Consider the following 15971-nt stretch of genomic DNA (forward strand, 5'->3'; position numbering starts at 1 on the left):
TAAAGAGGTCAACGGACAAAAATCCGCTGACCTCTCTTTTTTCCAATATAGACGTAAGGCTGACCGCAACACATAACACTAAAATAACTGTAGATAAACCCTTTGTAAATGCTTCATAAATTTACCCTCACTTATCAAAGTCTGTACATATAAGTTCTACAAGTCCCCAGAAGTATAATCCTACTAAACTAAAATAAACTAGCTCTACTATAAATAGAAAAGTACTTCTTTCAGGAAATATACAGAACGTAAATGGTCCGACTATAGCTCCTAATCCAATATATATTATCAAAGATAATATTTTCCAGATGGATATTGATTTTTTAGTTTCTTCTCTTTCTTCCGGCATTTCAGGCTCCTCATCAATATTATCCTTATTTAATATGTCGGTATCACGCAGCTTACGCATCTTTCTCTGTAAAAAAACATCCTGAAAAATGGGTTGTGCGGAAGGAGTAAGAAAATCGTAGGATCAATGGCGAGTCGTTGGATAAAGAATAGGGAAGTATATAGCAATGTAAAGTTACCAAAACGTTTGGAGGTTTTAAAATGAGATTGTTCATAGGAATAGAGCCCCCAGAAAATATTATTGCTGAACTTTATTCTTTACAAAATCAACTAAGGAAAAAAGTGCGGAGAGGGCGCTTCCCCTCTAAAGATAACTTACATCTTACTTTACAGTTTCTAGGGGAAACGTCAGAAAGCAGAGTCGAAGATATAATACGTTCGTTACAGACAGTAGCAAAAATGAATTTTCCATTTAAGTTGTCATTTAATGCACACCTGGGTTCTTTTGGAAATAAAAATCCAGTTCGTGTAGTGTGGGTAGGAGTAAATGGAGAGGTGGAAGCACTCTTACAGCTTCAAACCAGTATCGTAGGAAGTATGCAGGAGTTGGAGTTTCCAGCTGAGAGTCGTGCTTATCATCCACATATCACCTTAGTCCGTAATGCAGACTTTATCGATAATGACGTTTTGTGGGATCAAGAGAGGGGAGAGTTTAATATTGAGCAACTTTCATGTTTTAATATAGATCATTTTTGTTTACTATCGAGTAATGTAGAGCAGGGAAAGCGTGTATATGATATAGTAGAGACATTTAAGTTGATATAGATAGATGTAGAGTGCAATACATAAGAATATATTTTTAAGAGGCAACCAAATGATTGCCCCTTAATTAAAAAAGTTTTCCAACAAATAACAAAATTGAAGTAGAATAGTTAAGGACAACTATTCTCATTAGTTGTCCTTAATTGAATACGGGAGGTGATTGCCGATGCACTTTGAAACTAAATTCTTCAAAATCACAGTTTCAAGTGCCTTTTGCTTGGATAATTTTTCAGATCATCCAAGCACTACTTAGCTAGCCTCTAGTATTCCTTTTTGCCAAGCGCTCCTGCGCCGACAGGGGCGTTTTGGCGTTATTAATTTGATTGAGTATACGCAATTCGATGTTTGGAAAGGGCAAACAACTGGGTAAAGACCGATTCGACGATAATGAAAGGCGTAAAAATGTTCTTTTATGATTCTGATTCAGTAAAACGAGAATTTGGAAAATATGGATTGATAGAATTTTTAGAAATTGATGAGTCAAATAAGAATATAGAAAATAAACCTCCAGTGAAATTTATAATTGTAAAATATAAAAAAGAACGCTACAATGATTTCTCCCGGTGGATCAATTACCTTATTTTCTGGTATCGTAGCTTATAAAGCCATGGTTGGCTCTGCTACTCTTAGCGCAATTAATGCAGCAGTAGCTGCTCTTGGCAAGACGCTTGCGTTGGAACTTGCTCCAATTCGCGTTAATGTGATTTCACCCGGCATTATTGATACTCCTTCCAGAAATAAAATGCCTGAAGAAGCACGTAGTCGTTTCTATATGGATATAGCCAATAAACTTCCTGTAAAAAGAGTCGGAGAGGCCAATGGCGTTGCAAAAGGAATTGTTTATCTACTTAGTAACAGCTTTATTAGTGGTACCGTCTTGCATGTGGATGGCGGTTATACACTAATTTAAGGATATAAAGACTTGTACTACTTGCCTTGGATAAGATTATACTAAGCCGTTCTTATTTCCAATAAGGAAAGAATTATTACTATTGAAGGGGGGGGGATTGTCCTGCAAATTTGCAAAGTAAATTATAACTGGCAGTGAATGAAATTATCCTGACAGAAGATAGAAAAATAAATAAGATCGTCTTGTCATCTTGGTATCTTTTTATAGTTTGCGAAACAATGCAAAAATAAAAGGCCTCGCTAAACGGTGAGCGTTGACCTTTTAGTACTAATTTCTGATGGAATGAGCTTTTCCATAGTTACTGAAAGCAAGTGCACCAGTGCTAGCAATAGAATAGGTAAACCTCAACCTTCGAATAAGGGTTGAGGTTTACCTATTTTTGATAATTATTACACTAGTTCCATTTGGTTACTTGATGAACTCAACCTCTCCCGATTCAAGATGATACTTGGCTCCTAGAAATTTTACACCTTCAACATGAGTGATTACATGATCGCTATTTAAAGAAGCCACCATGTTGATTATGTTAGCGTCAGTTGTGGCTTCGTATACATTATCAGAGTGCTTTGCTTTGGCTGCTGCAACAGCAGGTTGGATTTTGTCTGCAATTACTTTGATGTTGGGAGGCAATTCGCCACCATCAACCGTTGCCTTCACGGCACCACATTTTTCGTGACCTAATACAACAATTAGCTTGGCACCAAGATGCTCTACAGCATATTCGACACTTCCTAACTCAATGGCATCAAGGACGTTGCCAGCTACACGCACGACGAAGAGTTCCCCCAAACCTTGATCGAAAAGGAGTTCTGGTGCAACACGAGAGTCAGAGCAACTTACAATCACGGCGAAGGGATGCTGACCTTTGGTCAATTCGATTCGTCTGGTTTTGCCAATTTCGCGGTCAGCATACTTCTCGGAGAGGAAACGCTTGTTGCCGTCAATTAACATTTTTTCCGCAACCTCAGCTGAGATGGAGGGTGCCGATGAGGAAGCTAGGACGGGAGTAATGAGAAATATAGTGATGAGAAGAGTAAACAGGATAGATAGGTACGGTTTGCGCATAGTTTCGATAGCTCCTTTAGTAATATTTGGTAATTTAATGTTACTTCGACAATTCACAAGGACATTCCTGCCATCAAAGCGGCAATGTTCAATATAGTACCAATTAGCTGTTTAACCCAATACGACTGTTGTAGTGGATAAACCTGAACGACCGGTGCCGCTACAACAGCTTTGCAGTGGATCGAACTGGGTAGGAATACACTTGATTGCCTATTTTGCTCTAAAAAGTATTATATTTCTCTAAATAGACCTGTTCCTAGCTTTTTCTTTATTGACCAACCATCACAGGTGTATTTTCCATCTAAGATTGATGCATAAGACACCGATAAGAAAAAAGAAATAAATAATCTATATCAATTTATTTTTAATCGAGTTAAAGAATTAGACGGTAAAATCCAAGTCATATTGTTGATCATGCTAATTTGAATAATGAGGAGTTTCAAAAAGCCGTGATAGAGAAATGGTGGGATGGTAAGAAGTTAATTCCCGATAATTGGTATAAGTAAAGCTGAGTTATGGAAAAAGATATAGATTTTTGTGTGAATATTTATGAAAATCTTCCATAAGTTTAAGCCTTCCGACATTTGTCGGAAGGCTTTGATGATTAGTATATTATGAAGATTTTTTAAGAGTTCAATAGTAATAAATTATATTTAAAAATATCATAAACTAGAGAAAGAGGGGCATGAACGTTGTTCTCCTGCCGTTGCCCTAGTTTACTACTTCCTATACCAACCAACCCCACAATTCCTTCCTCCCTAACATACCTACCAAGATCATTATCATATTCAACCCGGCAAGCTTCTTCATCAAACAGCAGCTGCCACGCAAACTCATTAGCCTCTCGTTCAAAGCGACCAGGAGAGAAGAAAGTATGTTTATCATGAAGTAGTAGCCCCAGCCTTTGTGGAATAAGGCATGCCTTTGGTGCCATGTCCATTAAAGTAACATTTATATTTAAGATTGGGTGGGGTGAGAAGTATCATTGTAATGGCGAAAGAATTCCTGCCTGATTTTTGTGGAAATTGGGCAGGAATTCTTGTATTATATGGTAAATATAGATGATATAAGAGATGTTTATAACCTTGAAATTATGGGGAAACAACTAACTGATATAAGATATGTTATTAATTTAACCCCAACGATGTGATTGGAGTTAATTGTGATGTGTATAAAGTGAATTATTTAAGTTTAAAAGCATGTCTAAACTACAATTTGAGAATATATGTAAATTTATTAGCTGAATGCACAGCAACTCCCGAAACATGCTGCCATAATCAAATTAGGCTTAAATAATGTCTAATTTGCGATCATGAGGGCGTTCTCAAAAAGTCAACGAGAGAGCATTAATTATTATGGGAGGTTTATTATGAAAGTTACCGATTTAACACATATTATTCATTCGGATATGCCAGTTTTTCCAGGAACTGAACAGCCAATTTTTGAAAAAGCAAATACATTGGGAAATGATGGTTTTCATGAGGCGAAAATAACTATGTACTCACATACAGGTACACATATAGATGCACCTGCACATATGTTGAGTAATGGACCTTATTTAGATAATTTAAATATAGAACATTTTATTGGAGATGCTACTATTCTCGATTTTTCAGATAGAAAGATGAAATTAATAGATGTTGATAGTTTAAAGTCCTATGAGGAAAAAATAAAAAATGTTGAGTTCATTATAATAAAAACAGGATGGAGTAAATACTGGGGTGATAAAAAGTATTATGAAGATTTTCCTTCTTTGAGTGAAGAATCAGCCAAATGGTTGTCAGAATTTAATTTAAAGGGCATTGGCATTGACGCAATTTCAATTGATGATATAGAATCAACCACGTTTGCAGTTCATAAAATATTAATGCCGAAGAACATCATAATTATTGAGAATCTAACAAATTTAGATTCCATTAGCAAGGAGTATTTTATTTTAAGTATTATGCCACTGAAACATAAAAACGCTGATGGTTCACCAGTACGGGCTATTTCCATAGAAAATATATAGCAAACTTAGGTCACAATATATCAAAGATAACTGGCAGAGCTTTTTGATGCAGAAAATCAAGGGGCAATGGAATTAGGATTGATCTGTTGGTTTAATTGACTTATTTGATGTGAAATAAACTTCGCCGTTATAAATGATACGCAGAACCGTATCATTTATAACGGCGAAAAATGGCATCAACCTTTGCAAAATTGCGGGGTTGAGGTTTTATTTTTTAGCGACTTACTAGAGTTGATAGTGGAAACTCAACTGTTAGTTGGATTTATTGGATGTATCTGCAACTGCTGTTTGGTGGATTTTGAATGTTACCCCGCTTTGCCAGATACATCTTTGTTACCACTTTTGGCGAAGACGCTAGGGGTATCAATTGACAGATTGCTTACTGGAGGTAGCCTAATGGAAAAAACAAGCCCGTATGATGGGGAATATAAGAAGGAAGAATATTATTGGGGACTAAACCATTCCCTGCTTGCTGAACAAATTGTAGAGATTATGAAAGGTAATTTGGCAAACAAACGATTATTGGATATTGGCAGTGGCGAGGGAAGAGATGCTATCTATTTTGCCAAATGCGGTTTTCAGGTGGATGCGTTGGAACTTTCTACGCCTGGCACGGAAAAAATTAGACTGTATAGTCAGTCATCAGGCTGTGATGTAAATGTTCTTCATGCTAATATAATTGGCTATGAATTTACGAATTCATACGATGTAATTTACTCAATGGGGTCACTCCAATTTTTGCCACTGGACCAACGGCAAAACCATTTTGAAAAATATAAGCGTCATACGTGCGTTGGCGGAATTAACGCTCACTTGATCTTTGTTGAAAAAACGTTCATCAAGGCTGCGCCAGACTGGGAAAAAAATGAATTTTTCTATATATCTGGTGATTTGGCTAGGTATTATTATGATTGGGAAATTATTCAGTGTGAGGAACGGATTATAGACTGCAATTCGGCAGGTATATACCACATCAACATGTGGTGAATTGCATAATCGCTAGAAAAAATTAGAAAGTGATAATGAGGATTTCGAAAAAAAGCTAACGAAAATACCCGTTAGCTTTTAGAAAGAGCCCATAATAATCTACACTACGGCTAATACCGAGCATTCACAACCGACACTGACCTTTGCTCAACTGCCTTATAAAACAATACCAAGGTTGGGTTGAGGCTAGAATGACAGTTAGGTACTAGATAGACGTTTAAGATTAATCGAGGAGAACCGTATCATTTATAATGCCTAAAAACCTCTGATAAAATATTGTATAAATTTGGCGGATCAGCGGAAGAAGATATAGACCTGAACTGCGAAGATGATGGTCTACCTGTCACCCTAGTGCTCAATAGTGGTTTGAAAATTATAATGCACTTATCCAAGGAATATGACGGAATGCCTCATGGAAGAACTTAAGCGTCCAAGTCGATTTTCGCGGAGTATATGTGCCAAGTTTGTCGAGGGTGAATTCGTGGCAATTGATATGCAGGAGGTTGTGGCTATGAGTGTGTCTGGTATAGCAGATATTGAATGGGGAAAGCCGAGAGTATTGCAAACTCAAAGTGCTTCCACTAGCGAATAGGAACGCTATCGTATTGAATGCTCTTGCGGTGCTGAATTGCTAATATGTATAGCGGTTTCCCGGGGGGGTCGAACGAAAGGACGTTGTCGCGAGTGTTCTGCCGATCAGCAAGCAGATAAGGCAATTGATCCAGCGGACGGAGTAAAAAAGATATTGTTGACGAACAGGTATTTTGTTAACCGGGAGCCTTAGCAATCAAAAGCAATGTACTTGGAGCAAACGCCTTTGCGCGATTTACAGGTACATAGTAAAAACCACGGTCGTGAATACAAAGATCCATGCCAATTGATTGGCTAGATAAAAAAAGAACAAGACCAGCTCCGTTGATGGTCTTGTTCCAGGATAATATGTACAGGCTCCATTGTTGTGGTCACCTGTTGGAAGAGAAAATCTGCACGATCATATTATTGCCAATAAGACATAAGATATACGCGGAAGGAGTAAGCATGGCTAAATTTTAATCAATCTGAGTCCTTCCTCACTGACATAATTCTATTATGCATACCTAGGTATAATGATAAGCGTAATGCTTAGCTAGTAGAAGATTTGGCAGAATGAACAAATGATTAAGGCGTAAGTTAAAAGGAGATGGTGTTGAGAATGAAACAGTTTATTCTGGGACTGGTCTTAGTAGCAATGCAATATACAGTAAATTCTGGTGAAATGCTGCAGTCTATTGCTGAACAGTACTGCCAAGGTGATGATCTACGCCAGGTCGCGGAGTTTCGCGAAGGGATCAGGGAGCTGAATTATGATGTGATAGGTGAAAGCGATGTGTGAGCGGGATTGGAGATTGTAGTTAATCGGTTGGAGTAAATTAAAATGGCTGCTCAAAAGAACAGTCATAAGAAGAGTGATTATTGATCATTATCTGGCTTATCATTACCAATCAGTGGTTTGATTGCTACTGGTAGTGGACGTTCACATGTTTTGAAGCAACCTGACTTTGTTCTATGCTAGTAAACCAGTAGAGAAGTCCTCTGGGCACAGTTCCAACTAAGAAGAAAAGCAAAAAGTGAAAGAACCAGTTCCATTTATATAGTTGGAAAATACCTAGTAGGGAATATAAAGGCAAGATACCAAAAACTATAACTGCACAACCGATACATTCCATAGAAAGAAATTTTTCCATGAAGAAGTATATTGGAATACTAGCATATACATTATTGGTCCCAAGAAATCCAATGTTGGTAAGATACGCTCGCCGACAGTCTTCCAACCTCATAAATATCATACGGCATATAAATCAACCCCATCAAAATTACTTATGTTTAAGTGTTGGTTTATTTCACGATAACTATTCAACAAAATGGAGGCTGACAGTATGAAAGCAATAACGATTCTGCAGCCGTGGGCGAGTTTAATCGCCTGCGGTGCAAAACAGATGGAGACGCGAATGTGGACCCAAAGTTAAGTATTGGGAAAAGAAAGAAGGGTATAGTATAAAAAAGGATCAGCGTATGCTGATCTCAGGTAGGAGGATGGTAGGGATGATTAGTGCTTTTCGATCCAAAATTATTATTAGTTTTTTTATTGTTGTGTCCTTTAGCCTTCTTCAAACTAAAAGCATCGTTAGCCTTATTTACTTTTTTCTGCCCCACAAGTATCACCTCTAAATTATTATTTACAGATGTGCTAAATTAAAATCAAGAAGGGATGATATATATTATCTAACGTCAAAATAACATATATCATCCTAGCTCATATAGACTAGATGTTAAGATTCTATAAGGTTTACTGTGAGACTTCTGGAAAGGCTGAGGATGAGCGGAGGTATCGCATTTTATAGGTAGTTTATCTCGATGGCGAAAAAATATCGAGCATATGTGAGCGTGAAGGAATTGATGAAAGCACTTACTATCGTGACATTCGCGAGGAGTGCGAAAAGCTAAGTGCTTTAATATTCGGCATTGACGGCATTTCCTAGATGCGAAAAACATGACAGTGACATGCGAGTTAAGATGAGATAAAATGATATTAGTAAAATTTATAAGAGAAGGATTTGCAGATTAATTTTCTGCCGCCTTTTCTTTTTATTTAGAGAATTATATATCCTGTAAAACAAGAGCTTGTCGATATTTGCTATAAGTTAATAATTTACTTTAACACTAAATTATGGTAAGTTAGGAGTGTAACCCTTATAAGATTATCTCTGAATTTATATTAGGAGGTGAGTGCATGGGGGAGTAGATTATGATAGGATACAACAAATACTAACAACAATCGCGACCTTCTTGGGAATACTAACAATGAGCATTGACTTTTATTCGAAAATAAGAAATAAAAGAAGATCTACTACAAGACGGAGAACCCATATTTAGATACTAAAACCTTTGTGCTCTTTTTAGATAAAAAGACGTATGGTGAATCTGTATATGTCAATACTTAAAAAACTAGACTATTATTAAATAACGTGCATATTATTATGTTGGAGGTGTAGCTATGATCTTTTATTTAACCTTACTAAACTTAGTATTAATAGGGGTAAATACTCTAGTAACTACTTGGATCGTAAGTATGCCAAGTATCGTAGTTTCAATTATTATTATTACATTGGCTACTAAGAACTTATATAATAGGTACGTTAGTAATTAATTATGAAGATATATGTGCGCAAACATTCTAAATAGAGAGCACTGTATAAGTATCTAACCTTTAAAAGTGTACTAGTATTATAAAAAAAAAGTTTATAATTTTTTGAGGATCAATACTCTTTTTCTTATTAAGCATCCTTCGGGGTGCTTTTTATTGTATCTACTACATCATATAAAGGTAAATATATTCTGATGCCGAAACTAAAATTATCGAGCTAAAAGGAGCGATCATTATGGAGCCAGATACTCTAGATATACTGGAAAGTGCATATAAATCAATCATAATGAGCTATGTAGCATTTTACTTTGTATTTATCGTCACTGAGACATGTATAAGTAAGGATCACTCGCACTAGATATATGGTTGCAAAACAAAATATTTAATAGCATATGATATGAATCATACAATTTATTCCTCTAGGTTATTCTAAATGGATAATATAAAAGTCTATTTGAGTAAAAAATATAAATTTCAGTTCATTAAGCATACGGCATCACTGGACAAATTTGTCTAGTTGATGCCATTTTTTATACAGCCAGGAGGTTCTACATGAAATGCTATACAGACTGCGCATATAACCAAGGTAATGAATGTACGCGCGATACATATCATACTAATTCTGCACGTTGCAAGGATAGAACTCTCAAAAGTCCCAGGGGAAGTCCACTAGATAGCCTGTTATAAAATGAGCGCTTCGATGTCAACGATGCTATCCGAATTTGGAATGAGGTGGTGATGTGGCTCAAAAGCATGAGATTACCCAACGAGATTATATCCTTGGTATGCCATATAAAGAGATTGCTGCAAAATACGCCGTGTCGGTCGAAACCGTAAAATCTTGGAGAAAAAGGCATGGATGTTCCAGGGATAAAACAACTAAAAAAGGTGCCCCCATTGCACTTCTAAGACAGCAAAAAGGGTGCACCCCTAAAACTAAGGGTGAGCCGGAAGTTCCTGAAGAAGAATTATCAGATCAGGAACTTTTATTTTGCCACTATTATGTCGGCAGATGGAATGCAACACAGGCTGCCTTTAAAGCTGGATATGCCAGTAGAGGCAATAAAGCAAGCGCACAGGTTATAGGTAGTCGCCTACTTGCAAGGCCACGGGTGCAGGCGGAGTTAGACCGGCTTAAACAATTATTAACTCAAGAAGCACGTATCACAGCTTAGCATGTTCTGCAGATATTGGTGATTACGTGGAATTTGGAATGTACGAACGTCCTATGTTTGATGCTGAAGGTGTGGTAAAAGTTGATGGAAATGATCTGATTGGGAAAGATACTTTACTTCTACGAATCCCATCACAAGGATCGTGACCAATTTTGCTGTATTCATATCGATGCAGAGGAATGTGATCGAACCGATAAAGAAAACATTGAGATGCTCAAGCGTAAGTATGGCGCTGATAGCAATGCCGTTAAAGTACGGGTAAAAGGTTATTTCCCCGATCAGGAAGACGATGTTTTTATTCAGCTTTACCTTGTTATGCGGGGAGTTCAGACTGATTATGATGAAATCAGAAAGTAGAAAGCATTGATATCGCCTGTGATGTTGCCAGACATGGCGACGACGGTTAGTGGAACAAAGATCAATCATAAAGTACTCCCTTTAGTAATAAGGGGGCAGGACACTATGAAGACCGTTGGTGATATTATGCTAATCGCTAATAAGCTGCCTGCTAGGTATCCTACCATCAGCATACCGGTCAAAATAGATGATATTGGGGTAGGTGGCGGTGTCACTGACAGGTTGAAAGAAATTAAAAGACTAGATAATCCTGGCTTAGAATTATTCCAGTAACGTTCGGAGTACAAAATTAATAATATATAAACTTATTAGTATAAAAGGTGATCATTACTCATGGGGTGAGCTCATGGAAATTGTCACATAGTTGTCATAATTATCCTTTATAGTATAAATAATACAATACATATATTGGAATATTGAAAAATACTAAGAGGTGACTTATGGATAATAATAAAAAAAGAGAAAATGAATGGCACAATCATCCAGTTGTAATTTTTGCTGAAATACTAGTACTGTATACTGCCATTAACTCAATTATTGCACTATTTAATTTGTAATTACTTAATACCGTCTACCTTATTGGTTAGCGGTTTTTTGTTTATTTACTACCTTTATCCCGCGACATTTTCTGATATTTCACTAACAAAATATCCAATGCATGGCTTACCCTAATAACCTCTGGATCAGTCAGTAACTTTCCCTGAGATGTATTGTGTAGCTCTGTGCGTAACTTTTCAATCTTTTTTTAAGTTCACTTAATTCAGACACGCCTTTTCTCCTTCGCATTTTATTTTAGTTTTCCGCGAAGGAATGAAGTTATGGCGTGTAATTATTGGATATGGTTTTCATTTACCAGCATTTACAATTTGATTTTCGCCTACCAAAACCCTATAATTTAAACAAACATATGTTCGTTTCGGGGGTGGGAATATGAATAAATACAAGGTATTTGTCGAGGTACTAGCAAAGCATGATACATACGGCAATGTCCGTCCATTATCAATAAAATGGGAAGACGGAAGAGTATTTGAGGTTGACCGTCTTATCGACGTGCGTCAAGCTACATCTTTAAAAGGTGGCGGTGTTGGTATACGATATACCTGTAAGATCATGGGCAAGCAGGTCTATTTATTTGACGATGAAGGTAAGTGGTTTGTTGAGAGAAAACAATAGCTCTCTAGCTTAATTGCATAGGGAGCTATTGTTTGCGTAAAAAATACTTTTAGATATTATTATCAATTGGGAATATCGTTATCATTTGAGCATCTATATATTTATGTAGTTCCTTATAAACTCCATCCATACGGGCATTATACTCTGGTCTAAAGAACGTAGATAAGAAATTTCTTTCTGAGCTCAGGCATGCACGGACACGCCTGGAAAAATCAGCAGACATACGACTAGGCTATCTTGATTAGCAGGCCAAGGAGAATCTAATGGTATCGATCTCCAAGCTTCGAATCATGTTCATGGCTACGCCTGAAGCCGTTCAAGCCAATAAGGACATGCTGCAGCTAAAAAGCACGCTGCCAATCTACGTAGAAGATTTTCAGGACTGGTATTCCTTCGTAATTGAATCTACCTGCAAAACATGCACCAGGGCCGATTATACAGAGTGTGCAGCACGTAGGGTTTTGTCCAAGTATGATGGATGTAGTGCCGGTTGATCCAGAAGCGTAAGAGAAATGCCAATATAGCTATGCTAGTGACTTTGCACCTGAGCCAATGACTCCAGATATCACCGAAAAGCCTGAGTTTGCAAATCTAGGTGGAGAATTAGAGACACTGCAGCTTAGAGTTTCGGAATATGACCGGCTGAAAATGGTGATTAACGATATCCTGCATCCTAACGGTGATGGTTGTGATATTACGGCGTTTATTTGGAGTGACTGGGATCGGTTTACGAAAGAAGCACAGGAGTTACGAAAGCAGCTTGAGGATTTGCAAGTTAAGTATGATTTGCTTGCTGAGAGCAGTAAGGTTGCTCAGGAGAGTGGAGCAGCGAAAGAGGATCTAGACCTGAATTGCGAAGAAGACGGTTTACCCGTTACCCTATCGCTCAACAGAGGTTTGAAAATTAGAATGACCTTACCCAAGTATATGACGGAATGCCTCATGGAAGAAATTAAGCGTCCAAGTCGATTTTCGCGAAGCATTTGTGCCAAGTTCGTAGATGATGAATTTGTTGCTATTGATATGCAGGAAGTTGTCGCTATGCATGTGTCAGGTCTGGCAGATATTGAATGGGGAAAGCCAAGACCGGTGCAAACTCAAAATACTTCCACCAATGAGCAGGAGCAATATCGTATTGAATGCTCTTGTGGTGCTGAGTATTTTGCTAATATGTATAGCGGTTTGCCGGGTGGTCGAACGAAAGGACGTTGCCGTGAGTGTCAAAGTACAGTATTTGCTGATCGGCAAGTGGACAAGATCCCTGATCCGAATGATGGTGTAGGAGCAAAGTTGCTGACGAATCGGTATTTTGTGATTCGAGAGCCATACCAATTGCGTGAAGAAAATGCACCAGTGAGCAGCCCTATCACCCCAAAATCAAGGGAATTAAACGTGGCACCTGATCTAAGAAATATCAAGAATATTGGCCGTGATTATAAAGATCCATGCAGGCTATTGGTGTAATCGGTGGGAGTAAATTAAAATCGCTGCTCAAAAGAACAGCCATAAGAAGGAGGTTTTATAGAGTTTATATTACATAATATGATTTAGTTTAAACAATGTGACTAATTGTTATAAGAGCGTGATTGAATGGGAAAGAAAAATAGCCCTCCAATGGAGAGCCAAGAGAGAAATATGGAGAGATTATGCGACTAGGGAGATCGCTAACCATAGCATGCCACTGTGAGGGAGGGGTAGTGGGAGTAAGGCATTGAGTACCAGCAACTTTAATTTTTAAAAAAACCGTCGACGGAAAGGGAAGAACGGGAAGAACGGGAAGAATGAGAAGAATGGGAAAAACCCAAATCTACGTCTGCGAAATCTACGTCTACCAAATCCACCAAATCCATCTGGATTTCCATCTGGATTTCCATCTTCGTCCATTAGTGCAGCATCGGCTGGTACACCACACATTGGACACTCGTCATGACGGCGGTCATCATACTCATTGCCACAGCCAGGACACACTTGGCAAATATCGTAAGAACAGTTCTGATAAATTCTGTGTTCAGTGATATGGGTTCCAATACCCCTTCTCTCACACCTATGCATAGGCTCACACCTAGGCATACAATCGTAATCACATCTGGGCATACAGTCGCCTCTTGATCTATAGGATTCCATTTATTATACCTCCAATAATTTTTTAGGTCTGTTATATTTTATGTATAATGATAGCAACGTGTTACGTTTATTCTTTATTTAACCTTCAAAAGCAACATTATTTACGAACATATTCTTTAAAATAGGACGGTAGAAAAATTAAAGCAATTACTGTAAACCTAAGAGAAGGAAATGAATTTATACGCGATCCTCTAAGGGATTACAGGCATAAGCCTAAATTGCCATATAGTGATTAAATGTGTAAATAGGAATGGCCGCTCTAAAAGAGCAGCCAGACTTATAAGACAGACCTATATAGAAAAGGAGGTTTATGTATATCCATATAGCCTGGTTATATCTAGCAGCTGTGATTGGCTGCCTAGTTGATAGCAGCAATGTGTGCAGCTGCAAAAAGTGGAGATCAATAGCTTAAAGGAGGCACGGATGACACTAAGTAATCAACTTATACAGCAGATAAAGAAAGCACAGCACCAGCTAGATTCCCTCAAATTTGGGAACGTAGATTTTATCATACAAAACGGTGAAGTCACCCGAGTCGATATACGGCAGAGTATTCGTCCGGAGAAAAAAGAATAAATGGCTGACCGACGAACGGAAGCCGACACTACCTAGTGATTGCTAGGAGTGTCGGCATTTTATATTATATTTGTGGGGGTAGAGGAAATGGATAAGGAACAGATTATAAAATTAGCAGCTGAAGCGGCCGTAAGCGCGGCTATGAATTATCTTGCACAGCAAAGTCAGAAAGAAAAGAAATCACGTCATGATAAACGGCTGAGGAATACGAAGTTGCTTTTAAAACACTACCCACTTTTGAAAGAGCATTGCAAGGAATCTGTGTTTGATTTACCTAAGGCTATAACGACTGAGAGGGTTGTCGATGTACTTGACTCTCTTGAGCGTTATAGTAGCGATATTTATATTGAGTCTATTAAAAAGAGTGTGACCAGAACGTATATCATCCTAGCTCACATAGAACAAATGTTGAGGTTATATAAGATTTATTGTGAGACATCTGGAAAGGCTGAGGATGAGCGGAGGTATCGCATTTTACAGGCAGTTTATCTCGATGGCGAAAAAATATCGAGCATATGTGAGCGTGAAGGAATTGATGAAAGCACTTACTATCGTGACATTCGCGAGGGGTGCGGAAAGCTAAGTGCTTTAATATTCGGCATTGACGGCGTTTCTTAGATGCGAAAAACATGACAGTGACATGCGAGTTTCACTGTGGTAAGATGATAGTGTGAAGTAAATGTGTAGAAAGTTATGCCGTCCCGCTGGGGCGGTTTTTATATTGCAGATTCATTACCTAGTTTTACTTCGGATGGCATTTATTTTTTGTTATGACTATGCTTAAAGGGATGGTTTGAAATGTCTGAAATTGAAGATATTTTAGATAACATTCGAAGAGTTGAGAGAAAAAAATCATGAGAGCCTTCGGCTTTTTTAGGTCAAAATGGGGAGCACTTTTTTTATTTAATGCGCATATCCTAAAACAAATAATGTTAAAGAGAGGTAAAAAAATGAGTAGCGTTGAAGTCAATTGTGAGTTTCATCATGAATGTCCTAAGTGTCATCATAAATGTCACAAAGATTGTCACAAGTGTCCTAAGTGTGATCACGATTTTCATCATGATTGCGAGTGCCCTAAATGTCATAAAAAATGTCACAAAGATTGTCACAAGTGCCCTTGGTGTGATCATGATTTTCATCATGACTGTTGTTGATGTTGTTTTACTGACGTAGAATTTTGGCTGTGATAATATGGTAATGTGAAATAAATATAACGAACTCCAAATCGCTTACAAATGTAGGCGGTTCTTTTTTTGATCAAATATTTGGAGCCATTTCACTAAATTTACATATTATATA

General features: G+C 37.7%; 23 protein-coding genes. 18 read left to right on the forward strand and 5 right to left on the reverse strand.

The window, feature by feature from the left end:
• Positions 1-127: 127 nt before the first annotated feature.
• Positions 128-349, reverse strand: a complete 222-nt coding sequence (locus LMF89_RS22260; protein WP_229537005.1) for a hypothetical protein — start codon at positions 347-349, stop codon at positions 128-130.
• A 200-nt stretch (positions 350-549) separates the two neighbouring features.
• Here LMF89_RS22260 and thpR point away from each other — a divergent pair, with 200 nt between their 5' ends.
• A complete protein-coding gene (gene thpR, locus LMF89_RS22265; protein ID WP_229537006.1) occupies positions 550-1113 on the forward strand; it encodes an RNA 2',3'-cyclic phosphodiesterase in 564 nt (187 codons plus the stop codon).
• A 547-nt stretch (positions 1114-1660) separates the two neighbouring features.
• A complete protein-coding gene (locus tag LMF89_RS22270; protein WP_229537007.1) occupies positions 1661-2020 on the forward strand; it encodes an SDR family oxidoreductase in 360 nt (119 codons plus the stop codon).
• A gap of 408 nt (positions 2021-2428) precedes the next feature.
• On the opposite strand, the gene LMF89_RS22275 is transcribed toward LMF89_RS22270, so the two are convergent.
• The gene (locus LMF89_RS22275) at positions 2429-2893 is read right to left on the reverse strand and encodes a carbonic anhydrase (protein WP_229537008.1); all 465 of its coding nucleotides are present in this window, start codon (positions 2891-2893) and stop codon (positions 2429-2431) included.
• A 325-nt stretch (positions 2894-3218) separates the two neighbouring features.
• On the opposite strand from LMF89_RS22275, the gene LMF89_RS26490 reads away from it, so the two are divergent.
• On the forward strand, positions 3219-3329 hold the full coding sequence (locus LMF89_RS26490; protein ID WP_439651951.1) for a DUF3732 domain-containing protein: 111 nt from the start codon (positions 3219-3221) through the stop codon (positions 3327-3329).
• Positions 3320-3403, forward strand: coding sequence for a DUF3732 domain-containing protein (locus LMF89_RS26495; RefSeq protein WP_439651952.1), 84 nt, complete (start codon positions 3320-3322; stop codon positions 3401-3403). The genes LMF89_RS26490 and LMF89_RS26495 overlap by 10 nt, the downstream gene beginning before the upstream one ends.
• A 307-nt stretch (positions 3404-3710) precedes the next feature.
• Here LMF89_RS26495 and LMF89_RS22280 read toward each other — a convergent pair whose 3' ends face one another.
• Entirely contained in the window at positions 3711-4025 is a 315-nt protein-coding gene (locus LMF89_RS22280; protein WP_229537009.1) for a hypothetical protein, read from the reverse strand.
• A 429-nt stretch (positions 4026-4454) separates the two neighbouring features.
• Between LMF89_RS22280 and LMF89_RS22285 the strand changes: the two genes are divergently transcribed.
• The 8 genes from LMF89_RS22285 to LMF89_RS22320 all read left to right on the forward strand — a co-directional run bounded on the left by LMF89_RS22285 (position 4455) and on the right by LMF89_RS22320 (position 11072).
• Positions 4455-5096: a cyclase family protein gene (locus tag LMF89_RS22285; protein ID WP_229537010.1), complete on the forward strand. Its 642-nt coding sequence runs from the start codon at positions 4455-4457 to the stop codon at positions 5094-5096.
• Between the two features lie 396 nt (positions 5097-5492).
• Positions 5493-6083: an SAM-dependent methyltransferase gene (locus LMF89_RS22290; RefSeq protein WP_229537011.1), complete on the forward strand. Its 591-nt coding sequence runs from the start codon at positions 5493-5495 to the stop codon at positions 6081-6083.
• A 412-nt stretch (positions 6084-6495) separates the two neighbouring features.
• The gene (locus LMF89_RS22295) at positions 6496-6675 is read left to right on the forward strand and encodes a hypothetical protein (RefSeq protein ID WP_229537012.1); all 180 of its coding nucleotides are present in this window, start codon (positions 6496-6498) and stop codon (positions 6673-6675) included.
• Positions 6676-7275: 600 nt separating this feature from the next.
• A complete protein-coding gene (locus LMF89_RS22300; RefSeq protein WP_229537013.1) occupies positions 7276-7455 on the forward strand; it encodes a LysM peptidoglycan-binding domain-containing protein in 180 nt (59 codons plus the stop codon).
• Between the two features lie 1662 nt (positions 7456-9117).
• A complete protein-coding gene (locus tag LMF89_RS22305; RefSeq protein WP_007954598.1) occupies positions 9118-9270 on the forward strand; it encodes a hypothetical protein in 153 nt (50 codons plus the stop codon).
• Between the two features lie 737 nt (positions 9271-10007).
• Positions 10008-10442, forward strand: coding sequence for a terminase small subunit (locus LMF89_RS22310; protein ID WP_229537014.1), 435 nt, complete (start codon positions 10008-10010; stop codon positions 10440-10442).
• Positions 10443-10652: 210 nt separating this feature from the next.
• A complete protein-coding gene (locus LMF89_RS22315; RefSeq protein WP_229537015.1) occupies positions 10653-10799 on the forward strand; it encodes a hypothetical protein in 147 nt (48 codons plus the stop codon).
• A 105-nt stretch (positions 10800-10904) separates the two neighbouring features.
• Positions 10905-11072: a hypothetical protein gene (locus LMF89_RS22320; protein ID WP_229537016.1), complete on the forward strand. Its 168-nt coding sequence runs from the start codon at positions 10905-10907 to the stop codon at positions 11070-11072.
• Between the two features lie 325 nt (positions 11073-11397).
• Here the strand turns inward: LMF89_RS22320 and LMF89_RS25960 are convergent, their stop codons facing one another.
• Positions 11398-11538, reverse strand: a complete 141-nt coding sequence (locus tag LMF89_RS25960) for an aspartyl-phosphate phosphatase Spo0E family protein (RefSeq protein ID WP_144408486.1) — start codon at positions 11536-11538, stop codon at positions 11398-11400.
• Between the two features lie 191 nt (positions 11539-11729).
• On the opposite strand from LMF89_RS25960, the gene LMF89_RS22325 reads away from it, so the two are divergent.
• The 3 genes from LMF89_RS22325 (at position 11730) to LMF89_RS22335 (ending at position 13436) form a co-directional block, all read left to right on the forward strand.
• The gene (locus LMF89_RS22325) at positions 11730-11972 is read left to right on the forward strand and encodes a hypothetical protein (RefSeq protein WP_007954601.1); all 243 of its coding nucleotides are present in this window, start codon (positions 11730-11732) and stop codon (positions 11970-11972) included.
• A 263-nt stretch (positions 11973-12235) separates the two neighbouring features.
• Positions 12236-12466 (forward strand): DUF5651 domain-containing protein, encoded by a 231-nt coding sequence (locus LMF89_RS22330; RefSeq protein ID WP_229537017.1) that lies wholly within the window; start codon positions 12236-12238, stop codon positions 12464-12466.
• 58 nt (positions 12467-12524) lie between these two features.
• Positions 12525-13436, forward strand: a complete 912-nt coding sequence (locus tag LMF89_RS22335; protein ID WP_229537018.1) for a hypothetical protein — start codon at positions 12525-12527, stop codon at positions 13434-13436.
• Positions 13437-13699: 263 nt separating this feature from the next.
• Here LMF89_RS22335 and LMF89_RS25965 read toward each other — a convergent pair whose 3' ends face one another.
• On the reverse strand, positions 13700-13834 hold the full coding sequence (locus LMF89_RS25965) for a hypothetical protein (protein WP_255711589.1): 135 nt from the start codon (positions 13832-13834) through the stop codon (positions 13700-13702).
• Between the two features lie 685 nt (positions 13835-14519).
• Here LMF89_RS25965 and LMF89_RS22340 point away from each other — a divergent pair.
• The 3 genes from LMF89_RS22340 to LMF89_RS22350 all read left to right on the forward strand — a co-directional run bounded on the left by LMF89_RS22340 (position 14520) and on the right by LMF89_RS22350 (position 15845).
• Positions 14520-14672 carry a DUF2292 domain-containing protein gene (locus LMF89_RS22340; RefSeq protein ID WP_229537019.1) on the forward strand — a complete coding sequence of 51 codons (153 nt, stop codon included), beginning with the start codon at positions 14520-14522 and terminating at the stop codon, positions 14670-14672.
• 87 nt (positions 14673-14759) lie between these two features.
• On the forward strand, positions 14760-15290 hold the full coding sequence (locus LMF89_RS22345) for a hypothetical protein (RefSeq protein ID WP_229537020.1): 531 nt from the start codon (positions 14760-14762) through the stop codon (positions 15288-15290).
• Positions 15291-15656: 366 nt separating this feature from the next.
• Positions 15657-15845, forward strand: a complete 189-nt coding sequence (locus LMF89_RS22350) for a hypothetical protein (RefSeq protein ID WP_229537021.1) — start codon at positions 15657-15659, stop codon at positions 15843-15845.
• Positions 15846-15971 lie beyond the last annotated feature (126 nt).

The organism is Pelosinus baikalensis, assembly GCF_020819555.1.
Lineage (GTDB): Bacteria > Bacillota > Negativicutes > DSM-13327 > DSM-13327 > Pelosinus > Pelosinus baikalensis.